Source organism: Thiocapsa sp. (assembly GCF_022340925.1).
GTDB lineage: Bacteria > Pseudomonadota > Gammaproteobacteria > Chromatiales > Chromatiaceae > Thiocapsa.
Genome location: NZ_JAJDNA010000020.1, coordinates 13,327 through 29,611, shown reverse-complemented (window position 1 = coordinate 29,611; position 16,285 = coordinate 13,327). Strand labels below are relative to the sequence as shown.

Sequence of the window (16,285 nt, the reverse complement as noted above, 5' to 3'; positions counted from 1 at the left end):
CGGCGGGCGCGCGAGCTGTTCGACATCGTCGCCGGGTTCGTCTATTCCCAGGTCCTGTTCGCCTGTGTCCGGCTGAAGCTGTTTCCGACCCTCGCGCAAGGTCCCCTGACCACGGAGCAGCTGGCCGAGCGGATGGGTCTTCCACTCGACGGCGCGACGAGGCTGCTGCGTGCGGCCGCCAGTCTGCGGCTCCTGCAACCGTGCGGGGCGGAGCGGTACGCGCTGGGTGAATTGGGCGCCGCCATGATCGGGAACCCCGGGATCGCCGCGATGGTCGAGCATCACTCGATGGTCTATGCGGACCTCGCGGATCCGGTCGCGCTGCTGCGCGGTGAGTCCAAGCCCACGGCGCTTTCAGCGTACTGGGCCTATGCCGCCAACACCCATGCGGCGGAAGCGGATGACCGCTCGATCGATGCCTACACGGCGCTCATGTCCGACAGTCAGTCCCTGATCGCCGGGGACGTGCTCGACGCCTACTCGTTGAAGGACCACCGTTGTCTCCTGGACGTCGGCGGCGGGGACGGGACCTTTCTGGTCGCCGCGGCCAAGCGATGGCCGCATCTGCGCGTCGTCCTGTTCGATCTCCCGGCGGTCGCCGAGCGCGCCCGTGCCCGTTTCGAGCGCGAGGGGCTCGGCGGGCGCGCGACCGCCGTCGGCGGCGATGTGCTGCGTGATCCGTTGCCGGAAGGCGCGGACATCGTCTCTCTGGTGCGCGTCCTGCACGACCACGACGACGCGGAGGCGCTCGAGATCATCAAGGCGGCCCGGCGTGCGCTGCCGACCGGCGGCACCCTGCTGGTGGCCGAGCCCATGTCCGGGACGCCGGGGGCCGAGCCCATCGGCGATGCCTATTTCGGCCTCTACCTGCTGGCGATGGGGAGCGGGCGTCCGCGCACCCCGCTCGAGATCGAGCACATGCTGCGGGTCAACGTCTTCGATCCCGTGCGCCTGGTCCCGACCGCGCGGCCGATCCTGACCCGGCTGCTGGTCGCCAGTCGCATGGTCTGAGCAGGCGCCGATGCGAACCGCGCTGCCCGCAGCCGCGCCCGGCGGTTCATGCGCGCAGCCGGCCTGCACCCCAGGCCTCCGTGTTATGCTCGACGCGGCTTAGACTGACACGGAAGTTTGGTTAAACTGACGTCTCATTCCGCTGCCATTCGTCGAGCCGAACATTGAACCTCGAGACCCTTGCCGTTGTCCTCGATCAGCCCGAACGCCTGTCCCTCAGGCCGCTGACACTCACCCCGCCCGGCGATGACGAGGCGCTCGTGGAGATCGAGTGGAGCGGCATCAGCACCGGCACCGAGCGTCTCCTGTGGTCCGGACGCATGCCGAGTTTTCCCGGCATGGGCTATCCGCTGGTGCCGGGTTACGAGTCGGTCGGTCGGGTCACCTGGGCGGGAGAGCGATCCGGAGTCAGGGTCGGCGAGCGGGTGTTCGTGCCGGGTGCGCGCTGCTACGGCGAGGTCCGGGGCCTGTTCGGCGGTGCGGCATCCCGGGTGGTCGTCCCCGGCGAGCGGCTGGTCGCGGTGGGCGAGGGGCTCGGCGAAGCGGCCGTGCTGCTCGCGCTCGCGGCGACCGCGCATCACGCGATCGGCGGCCTGGGGGCCGCGCCGCTCGACCTCATCGTCGGCCACGGGGTGCTCGGGCGCCTGGTGGCGCGGATCGCCGCCCTCGCCGAAGGCGCCCGTCCCGTGGTGTGGGAGCGCAATCCCGAGCGGGCCCAGGGTGCCGCGGGCCATGGCTACACGGTCATGGCGCCGGACCAGGATTCCCGGCACGACTATCGCCGGGTCTGCGACGTCAGCGGCGATTCGGCGATCCTCGACACCCTGATCGCCCGACTGGCGCCGGGCGGGGAGATCGTCCTCGCCGGGTTCTACAGCCAGCCCCTGACGTTCTCGTTTCCGCCTGCCTTCATGCGCGAGGCGCGCATCCAGGTCGCCGCGGAGTGGCGACCGCCCGACATCCGCGCCGTCACGCAGCTGGTGGACTCTGGTCGCCTGTCCCTCGAGGGTCTCATCACGCATCGCGAGGCGGCCACGAACGCCGACGCCGCGTATCGCACCGCCTTTGGCGACCCGGCCTGTCTGAAGATGATTCTGGATTGGAGATCGAACTCGTGAGTGTACCCGTCAAGCAACCCGCGTTGGTGCCCGCGCACCAAGCCACCACGGACCCGGTTGCCGCGCCCTCGATCAAAGAGACCCAGATCATCGCCATCTACGGCAAGGGCGGCATCGGCAAGAGCTTCACCCTCGCCAACCTCTCTTACATGATGGCGCAGCAGGGTCGCAAGGTCCTGCTGATCGGCTGCGATCCGAAGAGCGACACTACGACCCTGCTGTTCGGCGGGCGGGCCTGTCCCACCATCCTGGGGACCTCGGGAGAGAAGAAGCGCGCCGGTGACAAGGTTGCCATCGGGGACGTCTGTTTCAAGCGCGACGGCGTCTTTGCCATGGAGCTCGGGGGGCCGGATGTCGGCCGCGGCTGCGGGGGGCGAGGCATCATCCATGGCTTCGAGCTGCTCGAGGGCCTGGGCTTCCACGAGTGGGACTTCGACTACGTCCTCCTCGACTTCCTCGGCGACGTGGTGTGCGGCGGCTTCGGCCTGCCGATCGCCCGCGATCTCTGTCAGAAGGTGATCGTCGTCGGATCCAACGACCTGCAGTCGCTCTATGTGGCCAATAACGTCTGCTCGGCGGTGGAATACTTTCGCGGTCTCGGCGGCAACGTCGGGGTGGCGGGGATGGTCATCAACAAGGACGACGGCACCGGCGAGGCACAGGCCTTCGCGCAGGCCGTGGAGATCCCGATCCTGGCGACCATCCCGGCCCATGACGACATCCGGCGCAAGAGCGCCAACTACGAGATCATCGGGCGGCCGGGCGATCGCTGGGGCCCCTTGTTCGAAGAGCTCGCCATCAACGTCGCGCATGCCCCCCCGGTGCATCCCAGGCCGCTCGACCAGGATGCCCTCCTCGCTCTGTTCAAGGGCGATGCGGTGGGGCGGCACGTGCGCCTCGAGCCCGCCAGACCCGAGGACATGTGCAGCGCCGAGACCTTCATGAAGCCATCGCTCGAGGTGATCTACGACGATGTCTGAGCGCCCTGCAAGGGAGCAGCCCGCCGTCGGCGCCCCATCATCGACGGATACGACCCGCGCGGCCGCCTCGGGCGGTGCGGCGTCCGGCAATCACGTGCTGCTGAGACGCCTGACCGCGGACTACCCGAAAGGCCCGCATGACCAGCCCCAGACCATGTGTCCGGCGTTCGGCGCGCTGCGCGTCGGGCTGCGGATGCGGCGCACGGCCATGTTGCTGGCCGGCTCCGGCTGTTGTGTCTATGGCCTGACCTTCACCTCGCATTTCTACGGTGCGCGGCGCTCGGTCGGCTATGTGCCGTTCGACTCAGAGTCCCTGGTCTCGGGCGCCCTCTTCGAGGACGTGCGCGAGTCGGTCCTCAAGCTGGCCGATCCCGACCACTACGACACCATCGTCGTGATCAACCTCTGCGTCCCGACCGCCTCGGGCGTGCCTCTGCGCCTCTTGCCGAAGCAGATCAACGGCGTTCGCATCCTGGGGATCGACGTGCCCGGATTTGGTGTGCCGACGCATGCCGAGGCGAAGGACGTGCTTGCGGGCGCCATGCTCCAGTATGCGCGCAGCGAGGCCGAGCAGGGCCCGGTGCAAGCGCCCCGCGGCGGGCGCAGTGAGAAGCCGACGGTCACCCTGCTCGGGGAGATGTTCCCGGCGGATCCGGTCGGAATCGGCATGCTGCTTGAGCCGCTGGGACTGGCGCCGGGGCCGGTGGTGCCGACGCGCGAATGGCGTGAGCTCTATGCGGCGCTCGACTGCCGTGTCGCGGCGGCGATCCATCCGCAATACGTCGCCAGCTGCCGCGAGTTTGCCGCCGCCGGCCGTCCGGTCGTCGGCTCGGCCCCGGTGGGCCGCGAGGGCACCGCGAGCTGGCTGGACGCCATCGGGACGGCCTGCGGGATCGCCCCGGAACGGGTCGCCCTCGCCAAGAACAAGGTGCTGCCGGCGATTGCCGGTGCCTTGGCCGGGAGTCCGATCCGGGGCCGGATCACGGTATCCGGCTACGAGGGCTCCGAGCTGCTGGTCGCGCGTCTGCTGATCGAGTCCGGCGCGGAGGTGCCCTATGTCGGCACCGCCTGCCCGCGCACGCCCTGGTCGGCGCCGGACCTGGCCTGGTTGGAGGCCAAGGGTGTCCCGGTGCAGTTCCGGGCCTCGCTGGAGCAGGATATCGCGGCGGTCGAGGCGCTCGAGCCGGATCTTGCGATCGGCACCACACCGGTCGTGCAAAGGGCCAAGGAGATGAGCATCCCCGCCCTCTATTTCACGAACCTGATCTCGGCGCGTCCACTGATGGGACCTGCCGGAGCCGGTTCCCTGGCGCAGGTCATCAATACCGCCCTGGCCAATCAGGCGCGCTTCGCGGCGATGCGTCGCTTCTTTGAGGGTGTCGGTCGCGATGAGACGGGCGGCATCTGGGACCGGCCGCCGGAGGCCGGCTGGGTGAGCCCGGACAGGGGGCGTCCGCCCGCCGCCGAGCGTCGCTGAGTCCCGCATCGAGGACGTCTTGCCCATGTTGATCAATGACCTCGATCGCGCCGGCGGCTATTGGGGCTCCGTCTATGTCTTCGCGGCCATCAAAGGGCTGCAGGTCATCATCGACGGTCCGGTCGGTTGCGAAAACCTCCCGGTCACCGCGGTCCTGCACTACACCGACGGGCTCCCGCCGCATGAGCTCCCGGTCGTCGTCACCGGTCTGGGCGAGGAGGAGCTGGGCCGCAAGGGCACGGAGGAGGCGATGCGCCGCGCCTACGCGACCCTCGACCCCGATCGCCCCGCCGTGGTCGTGACCGGCTCGATCGCCGAGATGATCGGCGGGGGCGTCACCCCCGAAGGCACCAACATCCATCGCTTCCTCCCGCGCACCATCGACGAGGACCAATGGCAGAGCGCCAATCGGGCGATGTACTGGCTGTGGAGCCAGTACGGCCTGAAGAAGGGCGGGATGCCCAAGGCCAAGCGGCGCAAACCCGGGGAGCCCCCGGGCGTGAACATCATCGGACCCATGTACGGGACCTTCAACACGGCCTCCGACCTCGCCGAGGTGCGGCGGCTGGTCGAGGGGATCGGGGCGCGGGTCAATCAGGTCTTCCCGCTTGGCAGCCATCTGGACCGGGTCGCCGGCCTGGTTGATGCCGAGGTCAACGTCTGCATGTACCGCGAGTTTGGCCGTGGCCTCTGCGAGGCGCTGGGGCGCCCTTTCCTGCAGGCGCCGATCGGCCTGCACAGTACGACCAGGTTCCTGCGGACCCTCGGGGAGCTCCTCGGTCTGGATCCCGAGCCCTTCATCGAGCGCGAGAAGCACACGACCATCAAACCGATCTGGGACCTCTGGCGCTCGGTGACCCAGGACTTCTTCGGCACGGCGAGCTTCGGCGTCGCGGCCACCGAGACCTACGCGAGGGGGCTGCGTCACTTCCTCGAGGACGAGCTGGGTCTCCCCTGCCATTTCGCCTTTTCCCGCAAGGCCGGTGTCAAGCCGGACAATGACGCCGTGCGTCGCGCCGTGCACGAGAAGACGCCCCTGATCGTCTTCGGCAGCTACAACGAGCGGATGTATCTGGCCGAGATCGGTGCGCGCGCCACCTATATCCCGGCATCCTTTCCCGGCACGGTCATTCGCCGCCATACCGGGACACCCTTCATGGGCTACTCCGGTGCGACCTACATCGTGCAGGAGGTCTGCAACGCCCTCTTCGACGCCCTCTTCAACATCCTTCCCCTGGGCACGGATCTGGACCGGGTCGAGGCCACCCCGGCACGTCTGCATCGGGAGCTTCAGTGGGACGAGGAGGCGCTCGCCGCCTTCGACAGGCTCGTCGATGCGCAGCCTGTACTGGTGCGGATCTCGGCCGCGAAACGTCTGCGTGACGCCGCCGAACGAGCGGCTCGCAACGCCGGGGAGGAGCGCGTGACACTCGAGCGGGTCCACCAAACCCAGGGCGCGCTCTAACCAGCGCCGCCGATTGGCCCCCCACCCGGCGGGGCGGAACGCCTTGCCATGCTGCAGATGCTCAGCAGTCCGCACGCAAACCGGGTGTAAATGTAGATTGACATCTGCGCCAGTCAAGCTAGACTGACACCTAAATCCAGCCACCCCGTCAGGCCTTCGTACCGCGCCCGTGACATCCCTCCCCACCGCAGCCGCTTCGACGCGAGGCACGTTTCGTCGGTTGCGGCGCTCGGGAGAGCCCGTGAGGGCGAGGTCCATGGGTCGATGTGCTGCGCCGAGCGGTGAGGGGTGGTCGCTGTCGAGCGGATGCTGCCACCCCGGTCGGCGCGAGTGTTCCGTCCCTCGTGAGGGGGATGTTCGAGTCGAGGGGCCGCCCGGCGAAGCGGGCGGCCCCTCCGCCGCGGTCGGTTGGCTCGCGGCGACCCCCCGCCGCGCGGGGCCAGTGCGGCGTCACTTAGGTTCATCTCCTACTGGAGGATCGATCAATGGCTGAAAACACCAGCATGTCCGGGCTGACCGAAGAAGAGGCGAAGGAGTTCCATGGCATCTTCGTGCAGAGCATGACCACCTTCTTCGGGATCGTCATCGTTGCGCACATCCTTGCGTGGCTGTGGCGCCCCTGGCTGTAAGGTCACCGAATCCGACCCCGGCGCCGCACAGTGCGGTGGCAAGTCAACCTAATTCGTCCTGATTCTGGGAGAAACCAATATGTTCTCGACTGAAAGCCTCTGGAAAATCTGGCTGATCATGGATCCTCGCCGGATCCTGACCGCGCTGTTCGCTTTCCTGCTGATCCTCGGGCTGGCCATCCACCTGATCCTGCTCAGCACCGACGACTTCAACTGGCTCGAAGACGGCATCCCGGCCCAATCCGCTGTGGGCCAGATGCAGGTGACGCCGGCCGTGCCCCAAAGGCAATAGCGTCCTTGACGGGGGTGGCAGGGGAGGCGTGGCCCGGTGGCCAGACCCCACCTACCGCCGACAGTGCTAAGAGGAGGCAGCCGCCCCGGATGCCTCCCCAGCAGAGGATTTAACGATGGCCATGCTCAGTTTTGAGAAAAAATACCGCGTCCGTGGCGGGACGCTGATAGGGGGAGATCTATTCGACTTCTGGGTGGGGCCGTTCTATGTCGGCTTCTTCGGAGTCGCGGCGTTCTTCTTCGCGTTGTTGGGCACCCTCCTGATCGTCTGGGGTGCCACCCTCGGTCCGAACGCTGAGCTGCAGACATTCAATATCTGGCAGATCAACATCGCTCCCCCGGACCTCAGCTACGGTCTCGGAATGGCGCCGATCGATCAGGGCGGCCTGTGGCAGATCATCACCCTCTGTGCCATCGGCGCCTTCGTGTCCTGGGCGCTGCGCGAGGTCGAGATCTGTCGCAAGCTCGGGATCGGTTTTCACGTTCCCTTCGCCTTCGCATTCGCCATCGGCGCGTACGTCACGCTCGTGGTGATCCGCCCCCTGTTGCTGGGTGCCTGGGGTCACGGCTTCCCCTACGGGATCCTGAGCCACCTGGACTGGGTCTCCAACGTCGGTTACCAGTACCTGCACTTCCATTACAACCCGGCCCACATGCTGGCGATCACCTTCTTCTTCACCACCTGCCTGGCGCTGGCGATGCATGGCTCGCTGATCCTGTCGGTGACGAACCCCGAGAAGGGCGAGCCAGTCAAGACCGGCGAGCACGAGAACACCTTCTTCCGTGATTTCATCGGCTACTCCATCGGTGCACTCGGGATCCATCGCCTGGGTCTGTTCCTGGCGCTGGCCGCCGTCTTCTTTAGCGCCGTCTGTATCGTGATCAGCGGACCCTTCTGGACACGCGGTTGGCCGGAATGGTGGAACTGGTGGCTTGAGCTTCCGCTCTGGTAGGGTCTAGGAGACGACAATGGCTGAATATCAGAACATTTTCACCGCCGTGCAGGTGCGCTCCCCGGCCTATCCCGGGACGCCGTTGCCGAAAGGCAACCTGCCGCGACTCGGCAAGCCTTTCTTCTCCTACTGGCTCGGGAAGATCGGTGATGCCCAGATTGGTCCCATCTATCTCGGGTTTACCGGTGTCGCATCCTTGATCTTCGGCTTCATCGCCATCGAGATCATCGGCTTCAATATGGCCGCCTCGGTGAACTGGAGCCCGATCGAGTTCGTCAAGAACTTCTTCTGGCTGGCGCTCGAGCCGCCGCCGCCGTCCTATGGCCTGAGCATCCCGCCGCTGGCCGACGGAGGCTGGTGGCTGATGGCCGGCTTCTTCCTGACCACCTCCATCATCCTCTGGTGGATCCGCACCTATAAGCGGGCGGCCGACCTCGGGATGGGTAAGTGGCTTTCATGGGCCTTTGCGGCGGCGATCTTCTTCTATCTGAGCCTGGGCTTCATCCGCCCGGTCCTGATGGGCAGCTGGGCGGAGGCCGTACCTTTCGGCATCTTCCCGCATCTGGATTGGACGGCGGCATTCTCGATTCGGTACGGAAACCTCTACTACAACCCATTCCACATGCTGTCGATCGCCTTCCTGTACGGCTCTGCCCTCCTGTTCGCCATGCACGGCGGCACCATCCTCTCCGTCAGCCGGTTCGGCGGCGATCGTGAGATCGACCAGGTGGTGGACCGCGGCACCGCGGCTGAGCGTGCGGCCCTGTTCTGGCGTTGGACGATGGGCTTCAACGCGACGATGGAGTCGATCCACCGCTGGGCATGGTGGTTCGCGGTCCTGACCGTGATCACGGCCGGCATCGGAATCCTCCTGACCGGGACCGTGGTCGACAACTGGTACCTCTGGGCCGTCAAGCACGGTGTGGCACCGTCCTACCCGATTGACACTGTCGTCGTGGATCCGAACCTGATTCAGGGGGTGTCGCAATGAGTCATGGCAGGCACACATCGATTGCACTGGCAGCGGTCGTCGGCTCCGTCATGCTGGTCGGATGCGAGGCGCCGCCTCCGGAGACCGTGCAGCTGGGGTACCGTGGGCTGGCCATGGAGCACGTCAAGAATCCGCGCTTGCTGGCCCGTAGCTATGAAGCCAACCAGCCGCCGGAGTCCATCCCGGCCGCGGCGCCGGGCGGGCCGATGGTCTCGGACGTCTACGAGAACGTCCAGGTCCTGAAAGACCTCTCGGTCGCCGACTTCACGCGTCTGATGGTCGCGGTGACGACCTGGGTCGCCCCGGAGCAGGGCTGCAACTATTGCCACGTGCCCGGAAACTGGGCCTCGGACGACATCTACACCAAGGTCGTGTCGCGCAAAATGTTCCAGATGACCCGGGATACCAATGCCGGCTGGAAGGACCACGTGGCCGACACGGGTGTCACCTGCTACACCTGTCATCGCGGCAAGCCGGTGCCCGAGTACGTCTGGGTGACCGACCCCGGCCCGAAACTGCCGTCCGCCGTCGCGCCGACCGGTCAGAACATCGCGGCATCATCCGTGGCCTATGCCTCCTTGCCGTACGACCCCTTCACGCCCTTCCTCGATCAGGCGAACGAGATTCGGGTGATCGGAGACGCGGCCCTGCCGAGCGGCAACCTGGCATCGACCAAACAGGCGGAATGGACCTATGGCCTGATGATGCATCTGTCCAGCGCGCTCGGGGTCAACTGCACCTTCTGCCACAACAGCCGTTCGTTCTTCGCGTGGGATCAGAGCACCCCGAAACGCACCACCGCCTGGTATGCCATCCGGCACGTGCGAGAGTTGAACCAGGACTACATCTGGCCGCTCAACGAGGTGTTGCCCGAGACGCGGAAGGGGCCGCTGGGCGATCCCTACCGGGTGAGCTGTGCGACCTGCCACCAGGGCGCCTACAAGCCGCTCTACGGTGCTCAGATGCTGAAGGACTACCCGGCACTTGCAGCCCCCGCTCAAGCTGCCGAGCCGGCCCAGTCGGCAACACCGGCGCCGGCGCCGCCTGCTGCGCAGCCGCAGAAGCTGTAAAGGACGGGCCTCAGACGATGGCTCGTGTGGCACGGAAGCCGAAAGGGCAGCGCCGGACCGCGGTCCGGCGCGCAGTGATCGCGATGATGTAGGCCGTGCCCGACTGCAGCCGGCCGCTGTGGGCAGGGCGTCGCAGGCGGGTCAGGCGCCGAACGGCGTCGGCATTGGCGCAGTGTGAGGAGGTATCGATGTCCGACCAGAAAAGCACGACGTCTGTCCTGACGGACAACGAGGCGAAGGAGTTTCACGGCATCTTCGTCTCGAGCTTCGTCGCATTCACGTCGATCGTGGTTGTCGCGCACATCCTGGTCTGGTTGTGGCGGCCCTGGCTGTGACGGCCGGGGGCTAGATGGTTGATGACCCACCGGGCGTTTCCCACAAGGCAACACCCATCCGTTTGACACTGGAGAAAGCAGATGCACAAAATTTGGCAGATCTTCGATCCGCGCAGAGCTCTCGTTGGGTTGTTCGGGTTCCTGTTCGTCCTGGCGTTGTTGATCCACTTCATCCTGCTCAGCAGTCCGGCCTTCAATTGGCTTTCGGGCTCGTAAGTCTGGTGTACGCAGAGCGGGACGCCTGTACGGTCTCCTTCGACAGATAGGCGCCCCACTGTGATCCCTGCCGCGAGGCATATCGCGGTAACGGCCGAACGGCCAAAACATGAAATCGTGAGGGTAATTCCATGGCTGAAGAGAAAAGCATGTCCGGGCTGACCGAAGAAGAGGCGAAGGAGTTCCACGGCATCTTCGTGCAGAGCATGACCGGGTTCTTCGCGGTCGTCATCATCGCGCACATCCTGGCCTGGCTGTGGCGTCCCTGGCTGTAACCGACAAGTCTGCGACCTCGTGACGGAAACCGACGGGAGAAGGGCAGCGATCTGCACCGTCCCGCGTTACGTACTTAGGAGATAACTCATGCACAAAATCTGGCAGATCTTCGATCCGCGCAGAGCGCTGGTCGCCTTGTTCGGCTTCCTGTTCGTGCTGGCACTGCTGATCCACTTCATTTTGCTCAGTACGGCGGACTTCAACTGGCTCGCCGGGCCCCCGGCGGCCAGCGCGGCCGCTGCGGTCGGGCCGGCTGCGCAGATGGCCCCGCTGCCGACGGTCCGCTAGCTCGGGCCGCGCGTGTTGCGGTTGCGCGCGGCCGGCCGCCGGACAGCCGGCCGCCCGCGCGCAACCGCGGCGTCTGATCCCCCGTCATGCTCTTTGCGTGCGAATCCGTCGCCCTTCGGACCCGCGCACCGATCGAGATCATCGACGTCACCGCGCTCGTCAGGGCGGAGGTCGAGCGCAGCGGGATCGCGCGTGGCCAGGTGACCCTGTTCTCGCCGCACACCACGGCGTTTGTCTGCCTCAACGAGCGCGAGCAGATGCTCCAGCAGGACATGCTGGACTATCTCGGTCGCCTCGCGCCGCCGGACGGCGATTACCGGCATAATCGGGACCCGGTCGACGGTCGGCTGAACGCGCACTCGCACCTGCTCGGCCTCTTCATGAATGCCTCCGAGACCATCCCCGTTGCAGAGGGCTGTCTGCTCCTGGGGGGCTGGCAGTCGATCTTTTTCGTCGAGCTGGACGGCCCGCGCGAGGCACGCCGGATTCAGCTTCAGGTCGTGGGTGAGCGTTAGCCGATGAGGGCCGCAGACGTTGCGGGCTTCTACGCCGATGTCGACAGCCTCGACCCCGATGCATACCTGTGGCTCGACTACTACATGGAGTGTCAGGGCGACCCACGGATCGCCGCGGCCCACTTTTGCTCCGAGCAGTCGACGGCCCAGTGGCGGCGGGTCGGCTCGGACGAGGACCTGCGGGTCCGGTTCGGCGCCAAGGTGGTGGATCTGCGCGTCGAGGAGACCCGTTCCGGCTTCAGCTACGGCGTGCAAGGGGCCGGGTCAGGCGAGGTTCACGCCTGCCGCATCCGCGTCGCCCACCCGCACGCCAACTTCGGCCCGCGCATCCCGAATCTCCTCAGCGCTGTCTGTGGTGAGGGGACCTTCTTCTCACCCGGCGTTCCCCTGGTCAAGCTGCTCGATATCCGATTCCCCGATCCCTACATCAACCAGTTCGCCGGTCCCAAATTCGGCGTCGGGGGTCTCCGCGATCTGCTCCGCGTCTACGACCGGCCGATCTTCTTCGGCGTGATCAAGCCGAACATCGGACTTCCGCCGGAGGCGATGGCGGATCTGGGGCTTCAAGGTTGGCTCGGCGGGTTGGACGTCGCCAAGGATGACGAGATGCTTTGCGACGCCGATTGGTGTAGCCTGGATCGCCGCTCGGCGCTGCTGGGCGCGGCGCGGCGACGTGCCGAGGATGAGACCGGAAGCCCGAAGGTCTATCTGGCCAACATCACCGACGAGGTGGAACGCCTCAACGAGCTGCATGACATGGCGGTGGCCAATGGCGCCAATGCGCTCCTGCTCAACGCCTTGCCGGTTGGTCTGAGCGCCGTGCGGATGCTGCGTCGCCATACCCGCGTGCCGCTGGTCGCCCACTTTCCGATGATCGCGGCCTTGAGCCGGCTCGACTGTTTCGGCGTCAGCTCACTGGTGTGGACCAAGCTGCAGCGACTCGCGGGATTCGACGTCGTCATCATGCCGGGTTTTGGGGGGCGGATGTTCACATCCGACACCGAAGTGTGCAACAACGTGGCGGCCTGCCTGGAGCCGATGGGCGGATTGCCTCCGAGCCTGCCTGTGCCAGGTGGCAGCGATTGGGCCGGAACCCTGAAGCTGGTGTACGACAAGCTCGGGACCCTCGACTTCGGGTTCGTACCGGGACGGGGCGTCTTCGGACACCCGATGGGCCCCCGCGGTGGAGCGGCGAGCATTCGCCAGGCCTGGGACGCCATCCGTGCAGGCATCCCGATCGAGGACCATGCCCGTCGCCACCAGGAGCTGAGCGCTGCGCTCGCCGCATTCGGCGTGCCCGGGTGAGGCGGCGGGTCGAGACTTCGAACAGAGCTGATCTGGAGGTAGAGCTTGGGTGCCCGAATCGTTCCGCCGCTCGCGCCTGATGACCTGGAGCGCGCCTGGCGACGCGACGCCCTCGAGGAGGTCATTCTCGTCGACGACCAGGACCGTGCGCTCGGCTCTGCCGGCAAGATCGACGCGCATCGGCAAGGCCAGCTGCACCGGGCCTTCTCGATTCTGGTCTTCAATGCCGCCGACGAGCTTCTGATTCAGCGCCGCGCCGATGCCAAGTACCACTTCGCGGCCCGCTGGTCGAATACCTGCTGCGGCCATCCCAGGCCAGGCGAAGCCACCGTGCAGGCGGCCGGGCGGAGGCTCAAGGAGGAGTTTGGCATCAGGGTGCCCCTCACGGAACGCAGCCAGCTCGTCTATCGTGCGGAGGATCTGTCCTCCGGCCTGATCGAGCACGAGTATCTCCATGTCTTCTACGGTGTCCATGCCGGCGATCCACGCCCGGACCCGACTGAGATCGGCGCCTGGCGTTGGATGTCGATTCCCACGATCCGCCGCGCCCTGCGCCGGAACCCGGCCTGGTTTACACCTTGGTTCGGGCTTCTGATGGGTCGCCTCTTCCCGCAGTGACGGTCGCGCCAGTCGCGCCTGGCGGTGATCCCGTGGCTCGCACTCGACCTTAGGCCGACCCGGGGTGTGGTGATTGTCTTCTCCAGTCCCCAACATCGTGTCACGGCTCGGGCCTTCCTCGTCCCGTTGCCCGATCGGTCCGGAGCCTCCGCCGGGCGTCACGACCGGCTCGGTGCCGCTGTCCGAGCAGCGCCGTTGTCAGACCGAGGTTGGGGTTCATCCAATGGTCGGGGGTATCCCCGAACGCTGCCATGCACGCCCGAGATCGCATCAATGTCCCTGGAAGACGGCCTCGACGCACCATCGCGTAGCACCCCGGAGACCCATCAGCGGGGTCGAGACAAGGTCGCGCGCATCCCGATCAAGATCGAGCCCACCGCAGAGACCCTGCGCAAGCCGAGCTGGATCCGCGCCAAGGCGCCGGTCGGCGCCGGGGTGAGCCGGATCAAGGGTCTGCTGCGGGCAGGCGGCCTCGCGACGGTCTGCGAGGAGGCCATGTGCCCGAACCTGGGCGAGTGCTTCACGCATGGCACGGCGACCTTCATGATCCTGGGTGACCTCTGCACCCGGCGCTGCCCGTTCTGCGACGTCGCGCACGGGCGCCCGCGGCCGGTCGATCCAGATGAGCCCGACCGCCTGGCCGAGTCGATTGCCGCGATGGGGCTGCGCTACGTGGTCATCACCTCGGTCGACCGGGACGATCTGCGTGACGGCGGGGCCGGTCACTTCGCGGCCTGTCTGAGCGCCGTCCGCGCCAGGAATCCGGCGATCAGGCTCGAGGTCCTGGTGCCCGACTTTCGGGGCCGCCGGGACCTCGCGCTCGGGAAGTTCGCCGGATCAGGCGTCCCCGACGTCTTCAACCACAACCTCGAGACCGTCCCGCGGCTCTACCGCCAGGCGCGCCCCGGGGCGGATTACGGGGATTCGCTTCGCCTGCTGGCGGATTTCAAGGCCGCCCATCCCCAGGTGCCGACCAAGTCGGGTCTCATGCTGGGGCTCGGCGAGACCCACGAGGAGGTGTTGGATGTCCTCCGTGACCTGCGCGCGCATCGATGCGAGATGTTGACCCTCGGCCAATACCTCCAGCCGAGCCGAGACCATCTGCCGGTCCGGCGCTATTGGACGCCGGCGGAGTTCGAAGATCTCCGGGTCGCCGCAGCAGCGATGGGATTCTCCAACGTCGCCAGTGCGCCCATGGTGCGCTCGTCCTACCACGCCGACCAGCAGGTACGCGACGTCCTCGACTGACCGCTCCGCCTCCCATGCCAGCCGGCGCCCACACCCTTAGATTCCCTGCGCCGGCCCCGTCTGCCGGCGGTCCGCGAAGCCGCTCCCGGGATACCGCTCGCGCATCGTCCTGAGTCCGGCAGACCCTACCTAGGAGCCTGTCTGACTTGGGACTGATCTACTGCGCCGGCGGGACAGCGGTCCAGATCCGACCGATTTCTCGTTACGTAGACCCACGATGCGCCTCGCAATCGGTCGACTCTGTCCTCGCTCTCCCACTCGGCTCGCGACGATCGCTCAAGTCAGACAGGCGCCTAGTCGTCCGTCAATCGACGACTGACGGACGACTAGGCGTCGACGGGTTCGTCCCCCGTCGGCAGATGGTCGCTGTAGCGCTCCATCAGATAGCAGAGACAATCCTGACGGATCACGACCTGATTGCGGGTCAGCATCGACGGCATGACCGACTGGCGCAGCCGCAGCTCGCCGTCATCGACCTGGAAATAGCGATCCCCGACATCCCGCCCCCGCTCGTCACGTACATCCAAGCCGATACCCAGGCCCACGCGAATCCGGCCGAACGCCATCCCACGCGGCAGCTCGCTGAAGTTGAGCTGCTCCAGGGTCGGATTGAGCACGAGGTCGGCCTGGTCCGGCGGGAACCCGAAGCCCACGTCCTCGCGGACCCTGACCTGGGCAACCGTGTGAAAAAGATCGATGTCGTGGGGCGCGACCGGATGGTGGGAGATCCTCGACAGATGGAGCGCGGCCTCGATGAAGCTGCGGGCGTGCTCGACCCCCTGCTGCTCGCCGACCTTGCCGCATTCAACGGTGACGGAGGGGCAGAGCCCCGCCATAGCGAGCGATTGCACACCGGCGGGTCGGGTGAAATAGACCACGATCCGCCCGAACAGGGTCGCCAGATTCAGGAAGCGGTTGTCGACCCGGTTGACGCACGCGTAATGGGGGTTCAGGCCGGTGTTGTTGTGCAGGTCCAGGCTGGCGAACAGGCCCCGGTCGGCCATGATCCGCACGACCTTCTGCATCAGGTCATGCTCCGGGGTGTGCGGCAATTGGGTCCCCGGCCAGACTCGGTTGTAGTCCGGCTGGCCGGGCAGATGGCGAACCCCGCTTGCGGCCGCACTGACATTGCCGATGAAGAGGCTCAACGCGCGCGGGAGCCGCAGATCGCCGAAGCGCTCGAGCCGCTCGCGCAGCAGGCCGCGGATCGCCTCCCAGCCCACGGTCTCGTTGCCGTGCATCAACACCGACAGGAAGAGCGCGGGCTCGCGTGCCCCGGGCAGGTGGATCAGGGTGGGGGCACCCAGCACCCGGTCCAGTTGGTGGCATTCGGCGTCGAGGAGGCCTTCGGGCAGGTGATCGAGCTCGTTCAGCATGGCGTCTTGTTCTTGGGGGTCGAGAGTCGGCTCACGCCCCGATGTCAGCGTGTCGGTGCGGCGCGGCAGCGTGCACCGGGTCATGGTCGGCCGTCTCCCGGCCCGACATCGGCACGCGGATGG

General features: G+C 66.7%; 19 protein-coding genes. 18 read left to right on the top strand and 1 reads right to left on the bottom strand.

What is annotated here, in order from left to right; all coding sequences use genetic code 11:
• From LJE61_RS03095 to lipA, 18 genes are all read left to right on the top strand, one after another.
• Positions 1-1,011, top strand: a 1,011-nt coding sequence (locus LJE61_RS03095; protein WP_296917382.1) for a methyltransferase, incomplete at its 5' end; no start/stop codon positions are given.
• Between the two features lie 164 nt (positions 1,012-1,175).
• A complete protein-coding gene (gene bchC / locus LJE61_RS03090) occupies positions 1,176-2,129 on the top strand; it encodes a chlorophyll synthesis pathway protein BchC (RefSeq protein WP_296912606.1) in 954 nt (317 codons plus the stop codon).
• Positions 2,126-3,109 carry a chlorophyllide a reductase iron protein subunit X gene (locus LJE61_RS03085; RefSeq protein WP_519972659.1) on the top strand — a complete coding sequence of 328 codons (984 nt, stop codon included), beginning with the start codon at positions 2,126-2,128 and terminating at the stop codon, positions 3,107-3,109. Before bchC ends, LJE61_RS03085 begins: the two co-directional genes overlap by 4 nt.
• Positions 3,102-4,586: a chlorophyllide a reductase subunit Y gene (gene bchY, locus LJE61_RS03080; RefSeq protein WP_296912608.1), complete on the top strand. Its 1,485-nt coding sequence runs from the start codon at positions 3,102-3,104 to the stop codon at positions 4,584-4,586. The genes LJE61_RS03085 and bchY overlap by 8 nt, the downstream gene beginning before the upstream one ends.
• A 25-nt stretch (positions 4,587-4,611) precedes the next feature.
• Positions 4,612-6,051, top strand: coding sequence for a chlorophyllide a reductase subunit Z (gene bchZ, locus LJE61_RS03075; protein WP_296912610.1), 1,440 nt, complete (start codon positions 4,612-4,614; stop codon positions 6,049-6,051).
• 485 nt (positions 6,052-6,536) lie between these two features.
• A complete protein-coding gene (gene pufB, locus LJE61_RS03070; protein WP_200386185.1) occupies positions 6,537-6,680 on the top strand; it encodes a light-harvesting antenna LH1, beta subunit in 144 nt (47 codons plus the stop codon).
• A 79-nt stretch (positions 6,681-6,759) separates the two neighbouring features.
• Complete coding sequence (gene pufA, locus LJE61_RS03065) at positions 6,760-6,972, top strand: light-harvesting antenna LH1, alpha subunit (protein ID WP_296912614.1); 213 nt, start codon at positions 6,760-6,762, stop codon at positions 6,970-6,972.
• A 115-nt stretch (positions 6,973-7,087) separates the two neighbouring features.
• Entirely contained in the window at positions 7,088-7,924 is an 837-nt protein-coding gene (gene pufL / locus LJE61_RS03060) for a photosynthetic reaction center subunit L (protein WP_296912616.1), read from the top strand.
• 16 nt (positions 7,925-7,940) lie between these two features.
• Positions 7,941-8,915, top strand: coding sequence for a photosynthetic reaction center subunit M (pufM, locus tag LJE61_RS03055; protein WP_296912619.1), 975 nt, complete (start codon positions 7,941-7,943; stop codon positions 8,913-8,915).
• Positions 8,912-9,985, top strand: coding sequence for a photosynthetic reaction center cytochrome PufC (gene pufC, locus LJE61_RS03050; protein WP_296912621.1), 1,074 nt, complete (start codon positions 8,912-8,914; stop codon positions 9,983-9,985). Before pufM ends, pufC begins: the two co-directional genes overlap by 4 nt.
• A gap of 188 nt (positions 9,986-10,173) precedes the next feature.
• A complete protein-coding gene (pufB, locus tag LJE61_RS03045) occupies positions 10,174-10,320 on the top strand; it encodes a light-harvesting antenna LH1, beta subunit (protein WP_296912623.1) in 147 nt (48 codons plus the stop codon).
• Positions 10,321-10,401: 81 nt separating this feature from the next.
• On the top strand, positions 10,402-10,536 hold the full coding sequence (gene pufA, locus LJE61_RS03040) for a light-harvesting antenna LH1, alpha subunit (protein ID WP_296912627.1): 135 nt from the start codon (positions 10,402-10,404) through the stop codon (positions 10,534-10,536).
• A gap of 131 nt (positions 10,537-10,667) precedes the next feature.
• Positions 10,668-10,811 carry a light-harvesting antenna LH1, beta subunit gene (pufB, locus tag LJE61_RS03035; RefSeq protein WP_296912630.1) on the top strand — a complete coding sequence of 48 codons (144 nt, stop codon included), beginning with the start codon at positions 10,668-10,670 and terminating at the stop codon, positions 10,809-10,811.
• 88 nt (positions 10,812-10,899) lie between these two features.
• The gene (gene pufA, locus LJE61_RS03030; protein ID WP_296912633.1) at positions 10,900-11,100 is read left to right on the top strand and encodes a light-harvesting antenna LH1, alpha subunit; all 201 of its coding nucleotides are present in this window, start codon (positions 10,900-10,902) and stop codon (positions 11,098-11,100) included.
• 86 nt (positions 11,101-11,186) lie between these two features.
• Positions 11,187-11,615 (top strand): secondary thiamine-phosphate synthase enzyme YjbQ, encoded by a 429-nt coding sequence (locus LJE61_RS03025; protein ID WP_296912635.1) that lies wholly within the window; start codon positions 11,187-11,189, stop codon positions 11,613-11,615.
• A 3-nt stretch (positions 11,616-11,618) separates the two neighbouring features.
• Positions 11,619-12,920, top strand: coding sequence for a RuBisCO large subunit C-terminal-like domain-containing protein (locus LJE61_RS03020; RefSeq protein WP_296912638.1), 1,302 nt, complete (start codon positions 11,619-11,621; stop codon positions 12,918-12,920).
• 45 nt (positions 12,921-12,965) lie between these two features.
• Entirely contained in the window at positions 12,966-13,538 is a 573-nt protein-coding gene (idi, locus tag LJE61_RS03015) for an isopentenyl-diphosphate Delta-isomerase (RefSeq protein WP_296912641.1), read from the top strand.
• A 273-nt stretch (positions 13,539-13,811) separates the two neighbouring features.
• Positions 13,812-14,786, top strand: a complete 975-nt coding sequence (gene lipA, locus LJE61_RS03010; RefSeq protein ID WP_296912644.1) for a lipoyl synthase — start codon at positions 13,812-13,814, stop codon at positions 14,784-14,786.
• A gap of 326 nt (positions 14,787-15,112) precedes the next feature.
• On the opposite strand, the gene LJE61_RS03005 is transcribed toward lipA, so the two are convergent.
• Positions 15,113-16,162 (bottom strand): M14 family metallopeptidase, encoded by a 1,050-nt coding sequence (locus tag LJE61_RS03005; RefSeq protein ID WP_296912655.1) that lies wholly within the window; start codon positions 16,160-16,162, stop codon positions 15,113-15,115.
• Positions 16,163-16,285 lie beyond the last annotated feature (123 nt).